The sequence below is a fragment of the Sphingobium fuliginis genome, assembly GCF_015074805.1.
Classification (GTDB): domain Bacteria; phylum Pseudomonadota; class Alphaproteobacteria; order Sphingomonadales; family Sphingomonadaceae; genus Sphingobium; species Sphingobium fuliginis.
In genome coordinates, this window is record NZ_CP060035.1 from 2,151,868 (window position 1) to 2,169,412 (window position 17,545).

Here is a 17,545-nt window from a genome sequence, read left to right on the forward strand (position 1 = left end):
GGAAAGCGGCGGCCATGCCAAGAGGCAGCCATGGAAGGAGATTGCATGCCGTTCGCCATCAGCCCCGCCGATGTCGAGGATGCGGCGCGGGTCATCGCCCCTGCCGCCATCCGCACGCCGCTGCTGGAAAATGCGGCGCTCAACGCCCGCTGCGGCCGGCGCGTGCTGGTGAAGTTCGAAGGCGCGCAGCACAGCGGATCGTTCAAGTTCCGCGGCGCCTACAACCGGCTGGCCCGCCTGGACGCGGCGGAGCGAAAGGCGGGGGTCGTCGCCTGGTCTTCGGGCAATCATGCGCAGGGCGTGGCCCTTGCGGCGCGGTTGCTGGGCATGGCGGCGACGATCGTGATGCCGGCCGACGCGCCCGCGATCAAGACGGCGAATACGCGGGCGCTGGGCGCAGATGTCGTGCCCTATGACCGCTTCACCCAAAGCCGGGAGGAAATCGCCACGAGGCTGGCGAATGAACGGGGCGCGGTGCTGGTGCCGTCCTTCGACGATCCCTTCATCATGGCCGGCCAGGGGACGATCGGGCTGGAGATCATGGAACAGGCCGCCGAAGCGGGGGCGGAGATCGGCCAGATCCTCGTCAATTGCGGCGGCGGCGGCATGGTGTCGGGAATTGCGACCGCCGTGAAGGCGCGCCAGCCCGGCGTCGCGATCCTGGCGGTGGAGCCGGAAGCGTTCGACGATACGGCGCGCTCGCTGGCGAGCGGCGTGCGGGAAAGCGTATCGCCCGATGCGCGGTCGATCTGCGACGCCCTGCTGTCTCCCGCGCCGGGGGCGCTGACCTTTCCCATCAACCGGGCCTATCTGTCGGGCGGCCTTACGGTGAGCGACGATCAGGTGCGCGACGCGATGCGCTTTGCCTTTTCGGCCCTCAAGCTGGTGGTGGAGCCGGGCGGGGCCGCGTCGCTGGCGGCGATGCTGGCCGGGCTGGCTCCGGATGCCGACGGGGCGAGCGTCGTGGTGATCTCCGGCAGCAATGTCGATCCCGACAGCTATGCCCGGATCATCGCGGGCGGCGCATGATGCGGCTGATGGGGGCGGTTCTGGCCGGCGGGCGGTCCAGCCGGTTCGGCAGCGACAAGGCGCGGGCGATGCTGGATGGGCGCAGCCTGCTGGAGCATGCGGTGGCGGCGCTGGGGCGGCAGGTCGAAACCGTGGCGGTCTGCGGCCGGCAGGTGGAGGGGATGATCGGGCTGGCGGATCGGCCGGCTGCGGACATGGGGCCGCTGGGGGGCCTGAACGCGGCGCTGCATCATGCGCGGGCGCTGGGTTATGACGCGGTGCTGACGACCGGATGCGACGTGCCCGCCTATCCGGACGGGCTGGCGGAGGCGTTGATCGGACAGGGAGCCGCCATCCTCAAGGGGCAGCAGCTGATCGGCTTCTGGCCTGCTTCGCTGGCTGGCGAGCTGGACGCGCATCTGGCGGAGGAGAATAACCGGTCGATCCGTGGCTGGCTGGAGCGGGTGGGCGCGCGGATCGTGGAGCGGCCGGAGTTCGTGCTGCCCAACATCAACCGGCCCGAGGATCTGGAGAGACTCACCCGGCCGGGTCGAGACGGTCGTCAGGCGTGAAGGCCAACATGCGCGGCGAGGTCGGCAGGCGCATGCGTTCCGGCCACCGCCTCCCCGATCAGCAGCAGGGTCGGGTCGTCGTCGCTGATCGTCCGCACCAGAAAGGCGAGCGCCGACAGCTTGCCCCGGATCAGGCGTTCATTGGGCAGGGAGACGTTGACCGCCACCATCACCGGCGTTTCGGGATCGCGTCCGGCGGCGATCAGGCAGCGGCCGATCTCGCCCGCCGCCGCGCGGCCCATATAGATGCCGAGCGTGCCGCCCGGACGGGCCAGCGCTTCCCAGTCGAGCCGCAGCGGCTCGCCCGCCTTCAGATGCGCGGTCACCAGCGTCAATCCCCGCGCCACCCCGCGCAGCGTGAGCGAGGCATGGCCGCTCGCCGCCGCCGCGCTGGCCGTGGTGACGCCGGGGCAGATGCGCACGGCAACGCCCGCCTCCGCCAGATGGGCGATCTCCTCCGCCGAGCGGCCGAAGACCGAGGGGTCGCCGCCCTTGAGGCGGACGACGCGGCGGCCCGCCCTGGCGGCCGCGAGCAGCAGGTCGTTGATGCTGCCCTGCGCCTTCGAATGGCGGCCCGAACGCTTGCCGACGCTGACCCGCTCGACGCCTGAGGGGATGAGGTCGATCACGCCCGGCCCGACCAGCGCGTCGTGGAAGACGACATCCGCCGCCGCGATCAGCCTTTCGGCCTTGCGGGTGAGCAGGTCCGGATCGCCCGGCCCCGCGCCGACCAGCCAGACCTGTCCGGGGGCGATGAGATCATTCGGCTGCATGAAGCGTCTCCTGCATGTTTTGGGCAAGGATATTGGCGAGCGCGGGCCGGCACGATCCGCAATTGGTGCCCGCGCCCAGCGCCCTGCCGATGGCGGGCACATCGACCAGTTGCCGTTCGCGGATCGCGGCGACGATCTGGTTGAGGCCGATGTCGAAGCAGACGCAGACGGTCGCGCCCTTGTCTCCAGCCGCGCCCGGTCCCCGCGCCGCGAGGACGGAGCCGCCCACCCCCTCTGCCTGCAACTGGCCGATCAGCCAGTCGCGCGAGGGCAGCAGGCCGCTGCGCGTCACGAACAGCACGCCGTTCAGCCTGCCTTCGCCGATGGTCGCGATGCGGCGCGTGCCGCGCGATGCGTCCATCGCCTCGACGCGGTCGCCCTTCGGAAGAAAGGCGTCGAGTCGGGCTGGGTCGCCATTGCCGGCGATTTCGTAGAGCGCGCCGCCCGGCACGGCGATGCGGGTGGACCAGAGGCAGGGCAGCTTCACCGGCTGCCCGATCCCTTCCCGATCGCGCAGGATGAGGAAACCGCTCCACTCGGTCGCGACCTTCCCGATGCTGACCGGGGTGGATTTGAAGCCGGGCTGGCCCGAATGGGGATCGACCAGCGGACGCGGGAGCAGGCCGGTGCGGCCGCCGCTGGACGTCTGGTCCGTCCAGTGGATCGGGGTGAAGATTTCGCCGCGCCGCTGGCCTTCGTTCAGGCTGACGCGGAAGATGCTGTTGCCCTGCGCCGTCTCGACGCGGGCGAGGTCGCGGTCGGCAATCCCCAGCGCCGCGGCGTCCCGCGGGTGGATTTCCACCAGCGGCTCTTCGCGATGGCGGGCGAGTTTAGGGGACAGGCCGGTGCGGCTCATCGTGTGCCACTGGTCGCGATAACGGCCGGTGTTGAGCGTCATCGGCCACTGTTTCAGCGGCTCCTGCATGTCCATCTGCTTCGTCAGGACCAGCCGCGCCCGGCCGTCCGGCGTCGGGAAGCGGCCGTCGGCAAAGGGCGTGCCGCCCCAGCGGAAAGGCTCCATGGCGTCATAGGCATCATTGCCGATGGCGGCCCAGGCGCGCAGGTTCAGCACCCGCTGCCCATCATTGCCATAAGCGGTGAGCCGCGCATGTTCGCGCCAGATGTCGGCGGGCCGATCATAGGCGAAGGCATTGCGCCACCCCATGCGGCGCGCGACCTCCTTGACGATCCACCAGTCCGGCTTCGCCTCTCCGGGCAGCGGCAGGAAGGGGCGCTGGCGGCTGATCGTGCGGTCCGAATTGGTGACGGTGCCGTCCTTTTCCCCCCAGCCGGCGGCGGGCAGGCGGACATGGGCATGCGCGCCCGTATCGGTGTCGGCCATGATGTCCGACATGACGACGAAGGGACAGGCGGCCAGCGCGTCCCTGACCCGGTTCGCGTCGGGCATGGAGACGGCGGGGTTGGTCGCCATGATCCAGAGCGCCTTGATCCGGCCTTCATCCACGGCGCGGAACAGGTCGACGGCCTTCAGGCCCGCTTTGGTCGCCATTTTCGGCGCGGCCCAGAAGCGGCCCACCCGCGCCACATTGTCCGGCGCGAAGTCCATATGCGCGGCGAGCGTCGAGGCGAGGCCGCCGACTTCCCGCCCGCCCATGGCGTTGGGCTGGCCGGTGATCGAGAAGGGCGCCGCGCCCGGCTTGCCGATGCGGCCGGTGGCGAGGTGGACGTTGATGATCGCGTTCACCTGATCGGTGCCGCGGATCGACTGGTTGATGCCCTGGCTGAACAGCGTCACCGTGCGCGGCGTGGCGGCGAACAGCGTGTAGAACTGCTCCAGCAGCGCGGGCGCGACGTCGCAGGTCTCCGCGGTCGTCCAGAGATCGTGCCCGGTGCGGACATGTTCCCAGAAACCCTCGGGCGCGCTGACATGGTCAGCGAGGAAGGCCGGATCGGTGAGCCCCTGCTGCGCTATCCAAGCCAGCAGGCCGTTCATCAGGGCAACGTCGGTGCCGGGCTTCACCGGCAGATGCAGATCGGCCCCTTCGCAGGTTTCGGTGCGGCGCGGGTCGATGACGACCAGTTTCGTGCCGCGCGCGGCGCGGGCCGCCTGGATGCGCTGATAGACGATGGGGTGGCACCAGGCGGTGTTGGAACCCACCAGCACGATCAGGTCTGCCTGCTCCAGATCGTCATAGCTGGCGGGCACGACATCCTCGCCGAAGGCCCGGTTGTGTCCGGCGACGGCGCTGGACATGCAGAGGCGGCTGTTGGTGTCGATGTTGGAGGAGCCGATGAAGCCCTTCATCAGCTTGTTGGCGACATAATAATCCTCCGTCATGAGCTGACCGGAGACGTAGAAGGCCACGCTGTCCGGGCCATGACGATCCATGGTTTCGCGAAAGCGCCGGGCGACAAGGTCCAGCGCCTTGTCCCAGCCTGCACGCCTGTTGCCGATCATCGGGTGCAGCAGGCGGCCGGTCAGCCCTGTCGTCTCGCCCAGATGCGTGCCCTTGGAACAGAGGCGGCCGGCATTGGCGGGGTGAGTCTCGTCGCCCCTGATGGTGATCGAGCGGGGGCCGGTCGGCGTCGCGGAGATGCCGCAGCCGACGCCGCAATAGGCGCAGGTGGTGCGGATGGCGCGCTCCATTCACCCCTCCCCTTCGGGTTCGCCTGTCGGGGCTGCCCCGGCCCCTCCCCTGAAGGGAAGGGGGTTTTTGCTGTGCCGGTTCACGCCGCCGCCCTCGCCTGCTCCGGCGGTGCGATCAGGATGCGGTCTCCTTCCATCCGCACCGCTATGGTCGGGGTGCAGCCCTTATCCCCGCCCTGCGCCTCGCCCGTTCTGAGCGCGATGGTCCAGTTGTGCAGCGGGCAGGCGACGCTGTGGCCGTGGACGATGCCCTGACTGAGCGGGCCTTTTTTGTGCGGGCATTCATTGACCAGCGCGAAGACATGGTCGTCGCCGGTGCGGAACACCGCGATTTCCTTCTCTCCTGCGATCTGCACGGTACGGGCGCCGCGCTGGGGAATGTCGGCCAGCGTTCCGATGTCGATCCAGTCGGTCATGTCGTTCACTCCGCAGCGATGGCGCCAAAGGGCATTGGGGGTTCGAGGGGCTGGTGCAGTTCGCTGTCCGCACCGGCTGCGCGCTGCGCCCAGGGATCATCCTGGGAGAAGCTCTGCGAATAGAGGAAGCGGCTGCGCAGCGCCTCGCGGCCTGCTTCGTCCTCGACGATCCGGCTCTTCACATATTCCACGCCGACCCGCTCTATCCACGGCGCGGTGCGCTCCAGATAGCGGGCTTCCTCGCGGTAGAGCTGGATGAAGGCGGCGCAATGATCGAGCGCCTCCTGCTCGGTCGAAACCTTGCACAGCAGGTCGGTGGCGCGGACATGGATGCCGCCATTGCCGCCGACATGCAGTTCATAGCCCGAGTCGACGCAGACCACGCCGAAGTCCTTGATCGTCGCCTCCGCGCAGTTGCGGGGGCAGCCCGACGCCGCGATCTTGAACTTGTGGGGCATCCACGATCCCCAGGTCATCCGCTCGATCCTGACCCCCAAGCCCGTGGAATCCTGCGTGCCGAAGCGGCACCATTCGGACCCGACGCAGGTCTTCACGGTGCGCAGCGACTTGCCATAGGCATGGCCCGACACCATGCCGGCGGCGTTGAGATCGGCCCAGACGGCGGGCAGGTCTTCCTTCCTGATGCCGAAGATGTCGAGCCGCTGGCCGCCCGTCACCTTCACCATGGGCGCGTTGTACTTCTCGACCACGTCGGCGATGGCGCGCAGTTCCCTGGGGCTGGTGAGGCCGCCCCACATGCGCGGCACAACCGAATAGGTGCCGTCCTTCTGGATGTTGGCGTGCATCCGTTCGTTGACGAAGCGGCTCTGCTGGTCGTCCCGATATTCGCCGGGCAGCGCGCAGAGCAGATAATAGTTCAGCGCGGGGCGGCAGGAGGAACAGCCGTCCGGCGTCGACCAGTGCAGCAACTGCATGACTTCCGGGATGGAGCGCATATTCTGCGCCACGATCTCCCGCCGGACATCGTCATGGGTGAAGCTGGTGCATTTGCACAGGGTCTTCGGGCCGGACTGGACCTCATCGCCCAGCACCACGCTCAGCAGATTTTCGACAAGGCCCGTGCAGGAGCCGCAGCTTGCCGACGCCTTGCAGGTGGCGCGCACCGCGTCGAGGCTGCACGCGCCCTTTTCGATGCAGGCGACCACCTGGCCCTTGGCTACGCCGTTGCAGCCGCAGATCTCGGCATCGTCCGAGAGCGCCGCAACGGCCGCCTTAGGGTCCAGCGCGCCCCCTCCCGAGGCGCCAAGGGCGGCATAAGCCTGACCGAAGATCAGCAGGTCGCGAATGCCGCTGACATCCTCCTCGCGCTTCAGCAGGTCGAAATACCAGCCGCCATCGACCGTGTCGCCATAGAGCACCGCGCCGACGATCCTGTCGTTCCTGACGACGACGCGCTTGTAGATCCCGCGCGAGGCGTCGCGCAGGACGATGTCCTCGCACCCCTCTCCGCCCGAAAAGTCGCCGGCGGAGAAGACGTCCAGGCCCGCGACCTTGAGCTTGGTGGAGGTGACGGAACCCTTGTAGCCGCTATGCCGGTCGGTCAGGCCGTCAGCGAGGCTGCGGCACATCTCCCACAGCGGAGCGACGAGGCCGTAGACATTGCCGTCATGCTCGACGCATTCGCCGACAGCGAGAATATCGGGGTCGCTGGTGACCATATGGTCGTCGACCCTGATGCCGCGATCGACCTCCAGCCCGGCTTCGCGGGCGAGAGCGGTCGAGGGACGGATGCCCACCGCCATCACCACCAGACTGGCGGGGATGTCGCGGCCGTCCTTCAGCCGGACGCCCTCGACCTTGCCGTCGCCATAGATAGATTCGGTGTTGGCGCCGGTCAGGATGGTCTGGCCCCGGCCCTCCAGAGCCGACTTCAGCAGCCAGCCCGCCGCTTCGTCGAGCTGCCGCTCCATCAGCGTGTCCATGAGGTGGATGACGGTCACCTTCATGCCGCGCAGGGTCAGGCCATGTGCGGCTTCGAGGCCGAGCAGGCCGCCGCCGATCACCACCGCGTCGCCGCCCTTTCCGGCGGCCTCCAGCATGGCGTCGACATCCTTCATGTCGCGGAAGCTGATGACGCCGGGCAGGTCCTTCCCCGGAACCGGGATGATGAAGGGGTCCGACCCGGTGGCGATGAGCAGCTTGTCATAGCCGACGGTGCGACCCGATTGGCTCGTGACGGTCTTTCCGGCGCGGTCTATCGCCGTCACCGGATCGCCCGCGATCAGTTCGATATTGTTGTCGCTGTACCAGTCGCGGCTGTTGATGATGATGTCGTCGAAGCTCTTTTCCCCGGCCAGAACCGGCGAGAGCATGATGCGGTTATAATTTACATGGGGCTCCGCGCCGAAGATGGTGACGCGGTAACGGTCCCTGTCCCGCGCCAGCAGTTCCTCGACCGCGCGGCAGCCGGCCATGCCGTTGCCCACCACCACCAGATGTTCGCGAACATCGTCCGAAGGCATGAAGAGCGCCTCTTCACTGGCCGTTTCCGGTCCGGCGTTGTTCTGAAAATCCATCCTTCGACTCCAGAAAAGAAAAAGGCCGCCATCCGGACCCCCGGTCCTGAAACCGGAGGTCTGGATGGCGGCCTTGCCATCATAAGCGCCTTGATCGTCCGTCTGTGGACCACCGCGGCTATGGAAGAAGGACAACCCTGTCCCTTGCATTGCAGCATATGCTCTTGACGATTCGGGTCAAGCGGTTCCTCGCAGCACGATGTATTTTTGTTGCGGCGCCCCTGCGCCTTGCCGCAGGCGCGAAAAGGGCGGCGGCCTGTCGTGGGCCGCCGCCTCCCTCTCCTTGCCGTAAGCCGATCAGATGCGCGCCGCGCCGGTCCAGGTCGCGCGCCAGCGGGCGCGGACCAGCGTGATGCCGAGGAAGGCGGCCAGCGCAAGGCCCGCGAAGATCAGGAAGCCGGGCGCGAAGCTGCCGGTGAACTGCCGGGCGATGCCCAGCGACGAGGCGAGATAGAAGCCGCCAATGCCGCCCGCCATGCCGACCAGCCCGGTCATGACGCCGATTTCCGCCTGAAAGCGCTGCGGCACGAGCTGGAAGACCGCGCCGTTGCCGACGCCCAGCGCCAGCATCGCGGCGACGAAGAAGCCCAGGGCGGAGAGCAGCGTCGGCGCATAGGCGACGCCCGCCAGAGCCAGCGCGGCAGCGATATAGACCATCATCAGCGCCTTGACGCCGCCGATCCGGTCGGCCAGCGCGCCGCCCATCGGGCGCACCAGCGACCCGGCGAAGACGCAGCCGGCGGTGCAATAGCCCGCGACCACCGGGGTAAGGCCGAATTGATCGGTGAAGTAGATCGGCAGCGAGGCGGCCAGTCCCACGAAACCGCCGAAGGTCACCGAGTAGAAGCCCATCAGCCACCAGGCGTCGGCGCTTTTCAGCGGATGGAAATAATCGACCAGCCGCTTGGGCGCGGGCGCATCGGGCGCGTTACGGGCCATGACCATATAGAGGATGAAGACGATGGTCAGCGGAATGCAGGCAAGGCCCAGCACCGCGTTCCAGCCGAACAGCCTGGCCAGCATCGGCGCGAACAGCGACGCCAGCACCGTGCCGGAATTGCCCATGCCGGCAAGGCCCATCGCCTTGCCCTGATGTTCGGCGGGATACCAGCGGCTGGCGAGCGGCAGCGCGATCGCGAAGCTGGCCCCGGCAAAGCCCAGGATCACGCCCAGCGCCAGCGTGCCGCCGAAGCTGTCGACGCCGAGAAGCCATGCCGTGAAGAGGCCGAGGATGACGATCGCCTGGCTGATCGCCCCCGCCTGCTTGCAGCCGATCCGATCGACCAGCAGGCCGTTGACGACCCGCAGCACGGCGCCCGCCAAAGTCGGGACGGCGACCATCAGGCCCTTTTCGGCCGGCGTCAGGCCCAGGCTTTTGGAGATGGAGGGCGCCAGCGGCCCCAGCAGCACCCACACCATGAAGGCAAGGTCGAAATAGAGGAAAGCGGCGATGAGCGTGGGCGTGTGCCCGGCCTTCCAGAAACTGGTCTGGCCGGCTTCTCCTTCAACCCCCGGAGCCTGGTCCTCCGGACGCTCCCAATATGCAGTTGCCATGATGACGTCCCTCGAATCTTGTGAAATGGGCACGAAAAAAGCCGCTTCCGGACCTCGCTCCTGCGAAATTCGGCCAGCGGCTTTGCTGTATGATCGGAGGGAGAACGCGATCCCGACCTTGGGAAGGGCTCATCCCGGAAAACGCGCCTCGTCGCGCGACTCTCATCTTATCTCGCGATTCGATCCATGTTGCAAGGCACAAATTGGCGAGCGCGAGGGCGGGATTTCAGAAGCTGGCGAGGAAATCCTCGATCCGCTCCGGATCGAATATCCGGCCGTCGAAGAAACGGTCCGGCCCCAGCGTCAGTTCGCCCCGTTTCGATCCCACCGCGAGCGGAGAGGCCACCGCCCCTTCCACCTTCATGCTGGCGCCCGGCATCGCGACGTCGCTGTCCGCCAGCGCCCGGCGGAAGATGTCCGGCCGGAACACCGACGCGGCCCGGGCGGCATTGTCCGCGCTATGGTCCACCATCTTCCAGCGGACGAGCTGCGAATAGATCCACAGCGCCTGGCTGCGCCACGGAAAGGGCGTCGCCTCCCGCGAGAAGAGCATGAAATCGGGCATGGAGAGCGGCGCCATGTCGATGCGGGGCACGATCCTGCCCGACAGCGCGCGCAGGATCACCTCCGCAGGCTGGTCCACATATTGGGAGCGTGAGAGAAGATGCGCCAGCGCCTCCTGATTTTCCGGGTCGTCGCACCAGCCCGCCGCCCGCACCAACGCCCGCAGCAACCGGTCGACGCTGTCGGGATTCTCCTCCAGCCAGGGCGTGCGGAAAGCCAGCACCTTCTCCACCCCGCGCCGCCAGATGCGCTCGCCAATGGCCACGGCTTCGCCCAGCCCGGCATCCACGGCCGCGCTGCCCCAGGGTTCGCCCGCGATGAAGCCGTCAATCTCCCCCGCCCCGATCGCCTCCACCGTCAGCGAGGGGGGAAGCACGCGCAGGATGACGTCGCGATCCGGATCGACCCCCGCGCTCGCCAGCCAGTAGCGCAGCATGACGGAATGGCTGGAAAAGCGATGGACGACGCCGATCACCGGCTTGCGCTTCCAGAGGCCGATGGCCGCCGCGAAATCATGCGCGGTGCCCAGCGGATCGTCCAGCCGCGCCGCTATGTCCGGGTCCAGCGCCTGCGCGAACGCGCTCGCCATCACCAGCATGTTGCCGTTGACGTTGAGCTTGTAGGGCGCGGCAAGCGGCGCGGCCTGCTGGCTCAACCCCAGGGTCACGGCGACGGCGAGCGGCGCCAGCATATGGGCGGCCTGCACCTGGCCGAACACCAGCCGGTCGCGCAACGTCGCCCAGCTAGTCGTGCGGACGAGGTCGAGATGCAGCCCCTCCTCCTCCGCGAAGCCCCTTTCCCGCGCCACCGCCAATACGGCGGCGTCGGTCAGCGGCAGGAAGGCGATGCGCAGGTCGGTCGTCATCACATCCCTCCCAACAGGTCGCTGGCGGTGATGAGGGCCTGGGCGACGTCCACGATCTTCTTTCCCTGATTCATCGCGCTCGACCGCAGCAGCGCATAGGCGTCCGGCTCCGAAAGGCCGCGCTGGCTCATCAGGATGGACTTGGCGCGATCGACGATCCTGCGGTCGGACAGCGCGGTGCGCGCCTCGTCCAGTTCGGACTGCAATTTCGCGAAGGCGTTGAAGCGCCGCACCGCCAGTTCCAGCACCGGCTTCACCCTCTCCTTCCGCAGCCCGTCGACGACGTAGGCGGATACGCCCGCGTCGATGGCCGCGCCGATCATCGCCTCGTCGGACTGGTCGACGAACATGGCGATGGGACGGGCGAGCGCCCGGCTGACCGTCAGCATCTCCTCCAGCGTATCGCGGCTTGGGCTGCCCAGGTCCATCAGCACGACGTCCGGGGCCATGCGTTCCAGCCGCGCGACGAATCCGCCGCGCGGGGGGACGATATGAATATCGTCATAGCCCGCCTCGCGCAGCCCTTCCTCCAGAACCGTCGCGCGCAGGCCGCTGTCGTCGATGATGACGATTCGCATGAGACCCCAAGCCTTTTTCGCCACTCAGTGGCCGCGATGTTGCGCCGCGTCAATCGGGCGCGACCGACGACAATTGCCAAGGATGGCGCGCCGCTGTATGCCCGGTCCCGTTTCCCGGAGGATGACGTCATGGACAACTATCTGATCGCAAAGCCCAATCGCTCTGCCCTCAGGAAAGTTGCCGTCCATGCCCTCCATCGTCATTTCCCAGCTCGGCTGGTCCGCGCCTGACGGCACGGCCGTCCTTTCCGGGCTCGATTTTCGTTTCACCGCCGAACGACTCGGCCTTGTCGGACGCAATGGCGTCGGCAAGTCGACCTTGCTCGCCCTGATCGCCGGGCAACGCGCGCCCGCCAGCGGCACGATCCGCATCGACGGCGGCATCGCGACGCTGCGCCAGACCGTTCAGGTCGCCCCGGAGGAACGCATTGCCGACCTGTTCGGCGCGCGGGAGGCGCTGGCCCTGCTCGGCAAGGCGGAGCGCGGCGAGGCCGATATGGCGGAGCTGGAGGCCTGCGACTGGACGCTGCCCGGCCGGATCGAGGAAGCGCTGGCCTCCGTCGGGCTGGCGGCCGATCCCGACACGCCATTGCTGGCCTTGTCCGGCGGCCAGCGCAGCCGCGCCGCGCTGGCCGGAGCGGCCTTTGCCCGGCCCGACTTCCTGTTGCTGGACGAGCCGACCAACAATCTGGATGCCGAGGGGCGCGCTGCCCTGTCCGACCTGCTTTCGCGATGGAAGGCCGGCGCGATCGTCGTCAGCCACGACCGCGCGCTGCTGGAGCAGATGGAGGCGATTGCGGAACTGACGAGCCTTGGCATCCAGCGCTATGGCGGCAACTGGACCGCCTATCGCGAGCGCAAGGCGGTCGAACTCGCCGCGGCGGGCCAGCAACTGGAACAGGCCGAACGGCGCATGACGGACATCGCCCGCCGGACGCAGATCGCAGCCGAGCGCAAGCAGCGCCGGGACGCCGCCGGAGCGCGCAAGGGTGCGAAGGGCGACATGCCGCGCATCCTGATCGGCATGCGGAAGAACCGGGCGGAAGGGTCCGGCGGCGATGCCGCGCGATTGGCCGACCGCCTGCGCCGGGAGGCGGAGGAGGCGGCGCAGGCGGCGCGCAGCCGGATCGAGATCGTCGAAAGCCTGACCGTCGCCCTGCCCTCGACCGGATTGCAGGCGGACCGGCAGATCGTGCGGATCGACAGGGTGTCGGCGGGCTATCGCGCCGATGCGCCGGTGCTGCGCGACTTCAGCCTGCGGATCGACGGGCCGGAGCGGATTGCCGTCACCGGGCCCAATGGCGCGGGCAAATCGACGCTGCTGAAGCTGATTGCCGGTCTGATCCCGCCGCTGTCCGGCACGGTGCAGCTATCGGTCGATTGCGCGCTGCTGGACCAGGGCGTCGGCCTGCTCGACCCGCAGGCCAGCATTGCCGCCAATTTCGCCCGGCTGCACCCCCGCGCCACCGAAAATGCCGTGCGCGCGGCATTGGCGCGGTTCCGGTTCCGCGCCGATCTGGCGCTGCAGCGGGTGGGGACGCTCAGCGGCGGGCAGTTGTTGCGCGCCGGGCTCGCCTGCGTGCTTGGCGGCGACACATTGCCGCCGCTGCTGATGCTGGACGAGCCGACCAATCATCTCGATCTCGATTCCGTCGCGGCCATCGAGCAGGGGCTTGCCGCCTTCGACGGCGCGTTGATCGTGATCAGCCATGACGCCGCCTTTCTGGAAGCGGTCGGCATCGGCCGGGAGGTCAGCCTGGAATAGGCGCGCCGGTCAGTGCGCCGCCGAACGATCGACATTGCCGGTGGGGCGCGGGGCAAGCCACACCACGGCGGCGGCCAGGAACAGCACCAGCGCGGCGATGAAGAAGACATGGTTCATCGACACCACCTGCGACTGGGCGTCGACCAGATTGCCCACCGTCTGCCGCGCCTGTTCCTGCGTGAAGCCGCGGCTGGCCAGGTCGGCCATGGTCGCGTCGCCATGCAGCGTCCCGACCACCTCATTGCGCCACACCCGCTGCCCGTTCCCCCAGCCGGTCAGCACGATCGACGTGGAAATGGCGATGGCCAGCGTGCGCAGGAAATTCTGCATGCCCGCCGCAGAGGCGGTTTCCTCCGGCCGGACCGACCCCAGGGTCAGCGTCGTCAGCGGGATCATGAACAGGGGCATGCCGAAACCCTGGGCCAGTTGCGGAAGGGAGATCGTCCAGAAGTCCGCATCGGTGGTCCAGTGCGCCCGCCAAAGCGTCATCAGCCCGATCCAGGCGACGCCGGTCGAAATCATCAGGCGCACGTCGACCTTGCTCACCAGCCGCCCGACAATGGGCGCTACGAGCATGGCGGTCATCGCCGTGAACGCCGTCGCCAGCCCCGCCCAGGCGGCGGTATAGCCCATCGAAATCTGCAGCCATTGCGGGATGACGACGATACCCGCGAAATAGGCCCCGAAGCAGAGCGCGAGCGTGAACACCCCGGAGGTGAAGCCGATATGGCGGAACACGCGCAGGTCGACGATGGGATGTTCCTCGGTCAGTTCCCAGATCAGGAAGACGCAGAAGCCGATGGCCGCCAGCACCGCCAGCGCGACGATCAGCGGATCGCCGAACCAGTCATGGTCGCGCCCGATGTCCAGCATGATCTGAAGGCAGCCGATCCAGAAGATGAGCAGCGCAAGGCCGATATAGTCGATGGGCAGCTTCATCCGATCCGTCTCCACCGGGGGCAGCAGCACCATGGCGGCAAAGACGCACAGGGCCGCGATGGGCAGGTTGATGAAGAAGATCCAGTGCCAGCTCCAGTTGTCGCTGATATAGCCGCCGACGATGGGACCGAGCGCGGGGCCAAGCAGCGTCGTCATCGCCCACAGCCCCATGACGCGCCCGCGCTGTTCCGGCGGGAAGATGCGCATCAGCAGGGTCTGCGACATCGGCATCAGCGGCCCGCCGCACAGGCCCTGGCCGATGCGGCAGACGACGATCATGCCCAGCGTCATGGACAGGCCGCACAGCAGGGAGAACAGGCCGAAGCCCAGCATGCCGAAGGTGAACAGCCGCACGGCGCCGAAACGCTGCGCCAGCCAGCCGGTCAGCGGCACGCAGATCGCCTCCGCCACGGCGTAGCTGGTGATGATCCAGGTGCCCTGATCGGCGGAAATGCCCAGATTGCCCGCGATATGCGGCACCGAGACATTGGCGATGGTAAGGTCGAGCACGACCATGAAATTGCTGAGCGCCAGCGTCAGCCCCGCCAGCAGGCGATGACGGGGCGACAGTAGCGTGAAGGTTTCGGCCGGGCGGCTCACCACGGGCCTCCCTATTCGCCCGAAAGGTCGATTTCGGCTTCCATGGAAAGCCCGATGCGCAGGGGATGTTCGGCCAGTTCCCTGGGATCGAGCGCAATGCGCACGGGCAGGCGCTGCACCACCTTGATCCAGTTGCCGGTGGCGTTCTGCGCCGGGATCAGCGCCATCGACGCGCCGGTGCCGCCGGCGAAGCCGATCACCTTGCCATGATAGACGACGTCGCCGCCATAAAGGTCCGAAGTGACCGTGGCGGGCATGCCGACCTTCACCCGGCCGAGCTGGCGTTCCTTGAAATTGGCGTCGACATAGACCTGCGCGAGCGGCACGATGCTCATGATCGGGCTGCCCTGCGCGACGCGCTGGCCGACCTGCACCGACCGCCGGGTCACGACGCCGTCGATCGGGGCGCGGATGATGGAGCGGTCAAGGTCGAGCCGGGCATTGTCGAGCTTCGCCTTCGCGGCCAGCACGGCGGGATCGGTGTCGACGGTCGACCCGCGCACCAGCGCGTCATTGGCGGCAAGCTGGCCGCTGGCCGCGCCGCGTGTCGCCTCGGCCGTCGCCACCCCGGCCTTCGCCAGGTCGAGCGCCGCCTGCGCCGCGGCATAGGCCTTGCGCGCGCTGGTCAGTTCCTCGCCCGAGACGGCGCCGTTGGGGGCCAGCGCCTCCCGCCGACGGAGGTCGATGCGCGCCTTGTCGAAATCGGCCTGCGCCGTCGCGAGCTGGGCCCGCGCCTGGTTGATGTCGGCGCCGCGCGCCTCCACCTGCGCCGCCAGCGAGCCGCTGGTCGCGAGGGTCTGGCGGAAGCGGCGGCGGGCTTCGGCAAGGTCGGCCTCCGCCTGCGCCACGGCGATGCGGGCGTTGGTGGGGTCGAGCTTCACCAATATGTCGCCGCGCTTGACCGCCTGGGTATCCGTCACCAGCACTTCGACCGCCTGGGCGGAAATGAGCGGCGTCACCTGCGCCACTTCCGCATTCACATAGGCATTGTCGGTGCTGACATGATTGCGGCCGACCAGCAGGTACCAGAGGGCATAGGCCGCGCCGACGACCAATATGACCAGCGCCAGCCGCACGAGCCATTTCTTGCGGGTTTCCATGCGCCGGGCGGCGGCATCGGCCGCATCGTCGGCCTTGCTCGCTTCGGACGTGAATTCGGGCTTGGCGTCAGCCATGGGGCGTATCCTTGGGCAACTGGAGCGGGTTCTGCGCATCGCTGGCGGCAAAGCCGCCGCCCAGCGCGCGGATGAGGGCGATGTCGAGCGTGAAGGCGCTGGCCTCCAGCTCCGCGACGGTCTGGCGGGCGGCCAGAAGCTGGTCCTCCACGTTCAGCACGTCGAGATAGGTGTTGAGCCCGCCTTCATAGCGCTGGCGGGCGATGTCATAGGCTTCTTCCGACGCGGTCAGCGCCGCGCGGGCATCGGTCAGCCGCTGGTCCAGCGTCCGCCGTCCGGTCACGGCGTCGGCCACCTGCTGATAGGCGCCGAGCACGGTCCGGTCATAGCTGGCCACCGCCTCTTCATAGGCGGCGCGGACGCCGCGATACTGGCCGCTGAGCGCGCCGCCATGGAAGATCGGCAGGCTGACCGCCGGCCCCGCATTGCCGAACAGCGAATCCTTCTTGAACAGCGTGTCCGCGAAGGAGCTCGATCCGCCGGAGAAGGCGCCGTTCTGGAGCACCGTCTGATAGCCGAGCGATTGCACGCCGATCAGCGCGCTCAGGCGAATGGCCGGAAAGAAGTCGGCCCGCGCCACCTTGATCCGCTTGGCCGCCGCTTCGGTCCGGGCGAGCGCCGCGGCGACATCGGGGCGGCGGGCGACCAGATTGGTGGTGACGTCCGCCGGCAGGCCGAGCGGACCGGGTCTGCCGAGCCGGGGCCTTGCAATGGCGAGACCCCGGTCGGGTCCGGCGCCGATCAATGCGGCGATCTGATGCTGGCGGACGGCAATCGCCTGGTCGGCGGCGGCGAGCTGCGCCTTGGCGGAGAATAGGGTGGCGTCGGCCTGCCGCTCGCTGCCGCGCGTTTCCAGCCCGTTGGCGCGGCGGTCCGCCACCAGCTTCCGGCTGGCGGTGCGGATTTCCAGCGCGCGGGCCTGAATGTCACGCTCGTCATAGAGCCGGGCGAGATCGGCATAGGCATCGGCCACGCCGGCCGCCAGCGCCAGCCGGGCCTGCCGCGCATCGATCTCCGCCGCGCGGGCTTCCGAAGTCGCCGCCGCCAGCGCCGCCCGGTTCCTGCCCCACAGATCGAGGTCGAAGCCGAAATCCAGCGCCACGCGGCCGGTACCCAGCCAGCCCTTGGGAACGAACTCCTTGGGCATCCCCATATTATAGCTGGATTTGGTGACGCCGCTGCTGGCGTCCAGATCGACCGAAGGCAGCAACGGCGCGCCCGCCTGCTGCGCGGCGGCATTGGCCTGGGCGAAGCGGGCGGCGGCGGCGCTGACGTCCGGCGAACCCTTCAGCCCTTCCTCGATCAGCGCGTCCAGTTGCGGATCGCCATAGCCCTTCCACCAGCCTTCGGACGGCCATTGCGCGGAACCGTCGGCCTGAAGGCTGCGATCCGCCGCGATGCTGGCGGGCGCGCGCACGACCGGCTGGGGGCCAAGGTCGGGCACCGCCGCACAGGCCGACAGCAGCGCCACGCCCCCGGCAAGAAGCCCGGCGCGAGCGGAAGGGGGAAAGGGATTTGGAAGGCGACTCACGGGCATAAAACCGTACCAAATAGTATGAAATGAGCCTTTGCGCCTGATGCGAATCCTTGT

At 68.3% G+C, this 17,545-nt stretch carries 13 protein-coding genes; 3 read left to right on the top strand and 10 right to left on the bottom strand.

Annotated features, from left to right (window positions below; all coding sequences use genetic code 11):
• Window positions 1–45: 45 nt before the first annotated feature.
• Both H5V43_RS10350 and mobA read left to right on the top strand, forming a co-directional pair.
• Complete coding sequence (locus H5V43_RS10350; RefSeq protein WP_025547028.1) at window positions 46–1,029, top strand: threonine ammonia-lyase; 984 nt, start codon at window positions 46–48, stop codon at window positions 1,027–1,029.
• The gene (mobA, locus tag H5V43_RS10355) at window positions 1,029–1,580 is read left to right on the top strand and encodes a molybdenum cofactor guanylyltransferase (RefSeq protein ID WP_082166005.1); all 552 of its coding nucleotides are present in this window, start codon (window positions 1,029–1,031) and stop codon (window positions 1,578–1,580) included. Before H5V43_RS10350 ends, mobA begins: the two co-directional genes overlap by 1 nt.
• Here mobA and cobA read toward each other — a convergent pair.
• From cobA to H5V43_RS10390, 7 genes are all read right to left on the bottom strand, one after another.
• Window positions 1,571–2,353, bottom strand: coding sequence for a uroporphyrinogen-III C-methyltransferase (cobA, locus tag H5V43_RS10360; RefSeq protein WP_025547031.1), 783 nt, complete (start codon window positions 2,351–2,353; stop codon window positions 1,571–1,573). The genes mobA and cobA overlap by 10 nt on opposite strands.
• On the bottom strand, window positions 2,340–4,961 hold the full coding sequence (locus H5V43_RS10365; protein WP_025547033.1) for a nitrate reductase: 2,622 nt from the start codon (window positions 4,959–4,961) through the stop codon (window positions 2,340–2,342). Before H5V43_RS10365 ends, cobA begins: the two co-directional genes overlap by 14 nt.
• An 80-nt stretch (window positions 4,962–5,041) precedes the next feature.
• The gene (gene nirD, locus H5V43_RS10370; protein ID WP_025547035.1) at window positions 5,042–5,377 is read right to left on the bottom strand and encodes a nitrite reductase small subunit NirD; all 336 of its coding nucleotides are present in this window, start codon (window positions 5,375–5,377) and stop codon (window positions 5,042–5,044) included.
• Between the two features lie 5 nt (window positions 5,378–5,382).
• Window positions 5,383–7,914, bottom strand: coding sequence for a nitrite reductase large subunit NirB (gene nirB / locus H5V43_RS10375; RefSeq protein ID WP_193666648.1), 2,532 nt, complete (start codon window positions 7,912–7,914; stop codon window positions 5,383–5,385).
• A 297-nt stretch (window positions 7,915–8,211) separates the two neighbouring features.
• The gene (locus tag H5V43_RS10380; protein ID WP_025547037.1) at window positions 8,212–9,468 is read right to left on the bottom strand and encodes a nitrate/nitrite transporter; all 1,257 of its coding nucleotides are present in this window, start codon (window positions 9,466–9,468) and stop codon (window positions 8,212–8,214) included.
• Between the two features lie 226 nt (window positions 9,469–9,694).
• Window positions 9,695–10,897 (bottom strand): ABC transporter substrate-binding protein, encoded by a 1,203-nt coding sequence (locus H5V43_RS10385; RefSeq protein WP_025547039.1) that lies wholly within the window; start codon window positions 10,895–10,897, stop codon window positions 9,695–9,697.
• A complete protein-coding gene (locus H5V43_RS10390; RefSeq protein ID WP_025547041.1) occupies window positions 10,897–11,475 on the bottom strand; it encodes an ANTAR domain-containing response regulator in 579 nt (192 codons plus the stop codon). Before H5V43_RS10390 ends, H5V43_RS10385 begins: the two co-directional genes overlap by 1 nt.
• A 187-nt stretch (window positions 11,476–11,662) precedes the next feature.
• Between H5V43_RS10390 and H5V43_RS10395 the strand changes: the two genes are divergently transcribed.
• Complete coding sequence (locus H5V43_RS10395; RefSeq protein ID WP_025547042.1) at window positions 11,663–13,240, top strand: ABC-F family ATP-binding cassette domain-containing protein; 1,578 nt, start codon at window positions 11,663–11,665, stop codon at window positions 13,238–13,240.
• 9 nt (window positions 13,241–13,249) lie between these two features.
• Here the strand turns inward: H5V43_RS10395 and H5V43_RS10400 are convergent, their stop codons facing one another.
• From H5V43_RS10400 to H5V43_RS10410, 3 genes are read right to left on the bottom strand one after another with little or no spacing between them, the layout of a single operon-like run.
• The gene (locus H5V43_RS10400) at window positions 13,250–14,779 is read right to left on the bottom strand and encodes a DHA2 family efflux MFS transporter permease subunit (RefSeq protein ID WP_025547043.1); all 1,530 of its coding nucleotides are present in this window, start codon (window positions 14,777–14,779) and stop codon (window positions 13,250–13,252) included.
• Between the two features lie 11 nt (window positions 14,780–14,790).
• Entirely contained in the window at window positions 14,791–15,954 is a 1,164-nt protein-coding gene (locus H5V43_RS10405) for an EmrA/EmrK family multidrug efflux transporter periplasmic adaptor subunit (RefSeq protein WP_025547045.1), read from the bottom strand.
• Window positions 15,947–17,491: an efflux transporter outer membrane subunit gene (locus H5V43_RS10410; RefSeq protein ID WP_025547047.1), complete on the bottom strand. Its 1,545-nt coding sequence runs from the start codon at window positions 17,489–17,491 to the stop codon at window positions 15,947–15,949. Before H5V43_RS10410 ends, H5V43_RS10405 begins: the two co-directional genes overlap by 8 nt.
• Window positions 17,492–17,545 lie beyond the last annotated feature (54 nt).

What these genes read in the sequence shown, in the direction of transcription:
- mobA (WP_082166005.1), top strand. Translation starts at nt 1,029, where the DNA reads ATGCGGCTGATGGGGGCGGTTCTGGCCGGCGGGCGGTCCAGCCGGTTC.
- H5V43_RS10385 (WP_025547039.1), bottom strand. Translation starts at nt 10,897, where the DNA reads ATGACGACCGACCTGCGCATCGCCTTCCTGCCGCTGACCGACGCCGCC.
- nirD (WP_025547035.1), bottom strand. Translation starts at nt 5,377, where the DNA reads ATGACCGACTGGATCGACATCGGAACGCTGGCCGACATTCCCCAGCGC.
- nirB (WP_193666648.1), bottom strand. Translation starts at nt 7,914, where the DNA reads ATGGATTTTCAGAACAACGCCGGACCGGAAACGGCCAGTGAAGAGGCG.
- H5V43_RS10350 (WP_025547028.1), top strand. Translation starts at nt 46, where the DNA reads ATGCCGTTCGCCATCAGCCCCGCCGATGTCGAGGATGCGGCGCGGGTC.
- H5V43_RS10380 (WP_025547037.1), bottom strand. Translation starts at nt 9,468, where the DNA reads ATGGCAACTGCATATTGGGAGCGTCCGGAGGACCAGGCTCCGGGGGTT.
- H5V43_RS10410 (WP_025547047.1), bottom strand. Translation starts at nt 17,491, where the DNA reads ATGCCCGTGAGTCGCCTTCCAAATCCCTTTCCCCCTTCCGCTCGCGCC.
- H5V43_RS10405 (WP_025547045.1), bottom strand. Translation starts at nt 15,954, where the DNA reads ATGGCTGACGCCAAGCCCGAATTCACGTCCGAAGCGAGCAAGGCCGAC.
- H5V43_RS10365 (WP_025547033.1), bottom strand. Translation starts at nt 4,961, where the DNA reads ATGGAGCGCGCCATCCGCACCACCTGCGCCTATTGCGGCGTCGGCTGC.
- H5V43_RS10395 (WP_025547042.1), top strand. Translation starts at nt 11,663, where the DNA reads ATGCCCTCCATCGTCATTTCCCAGCTCGGCTGGTCCGCGCCTGACGGC.
- H5V43_RS10390 (WP_025547041.1), bottom strand. Translation starts at nt 11,475, where the DNA reads ATGCGAATCGTCATCATCGACGACAGCGGCCTGCGCGCGACGGTTCTG.
- cobA (WP_025547031.1), bottom strand. Translation starts at nt 2,353, where the DNA reads ATGCAGCCGAATGATCTCATCGCCCCCGGACAGGTCTGGCTGGTCGGC.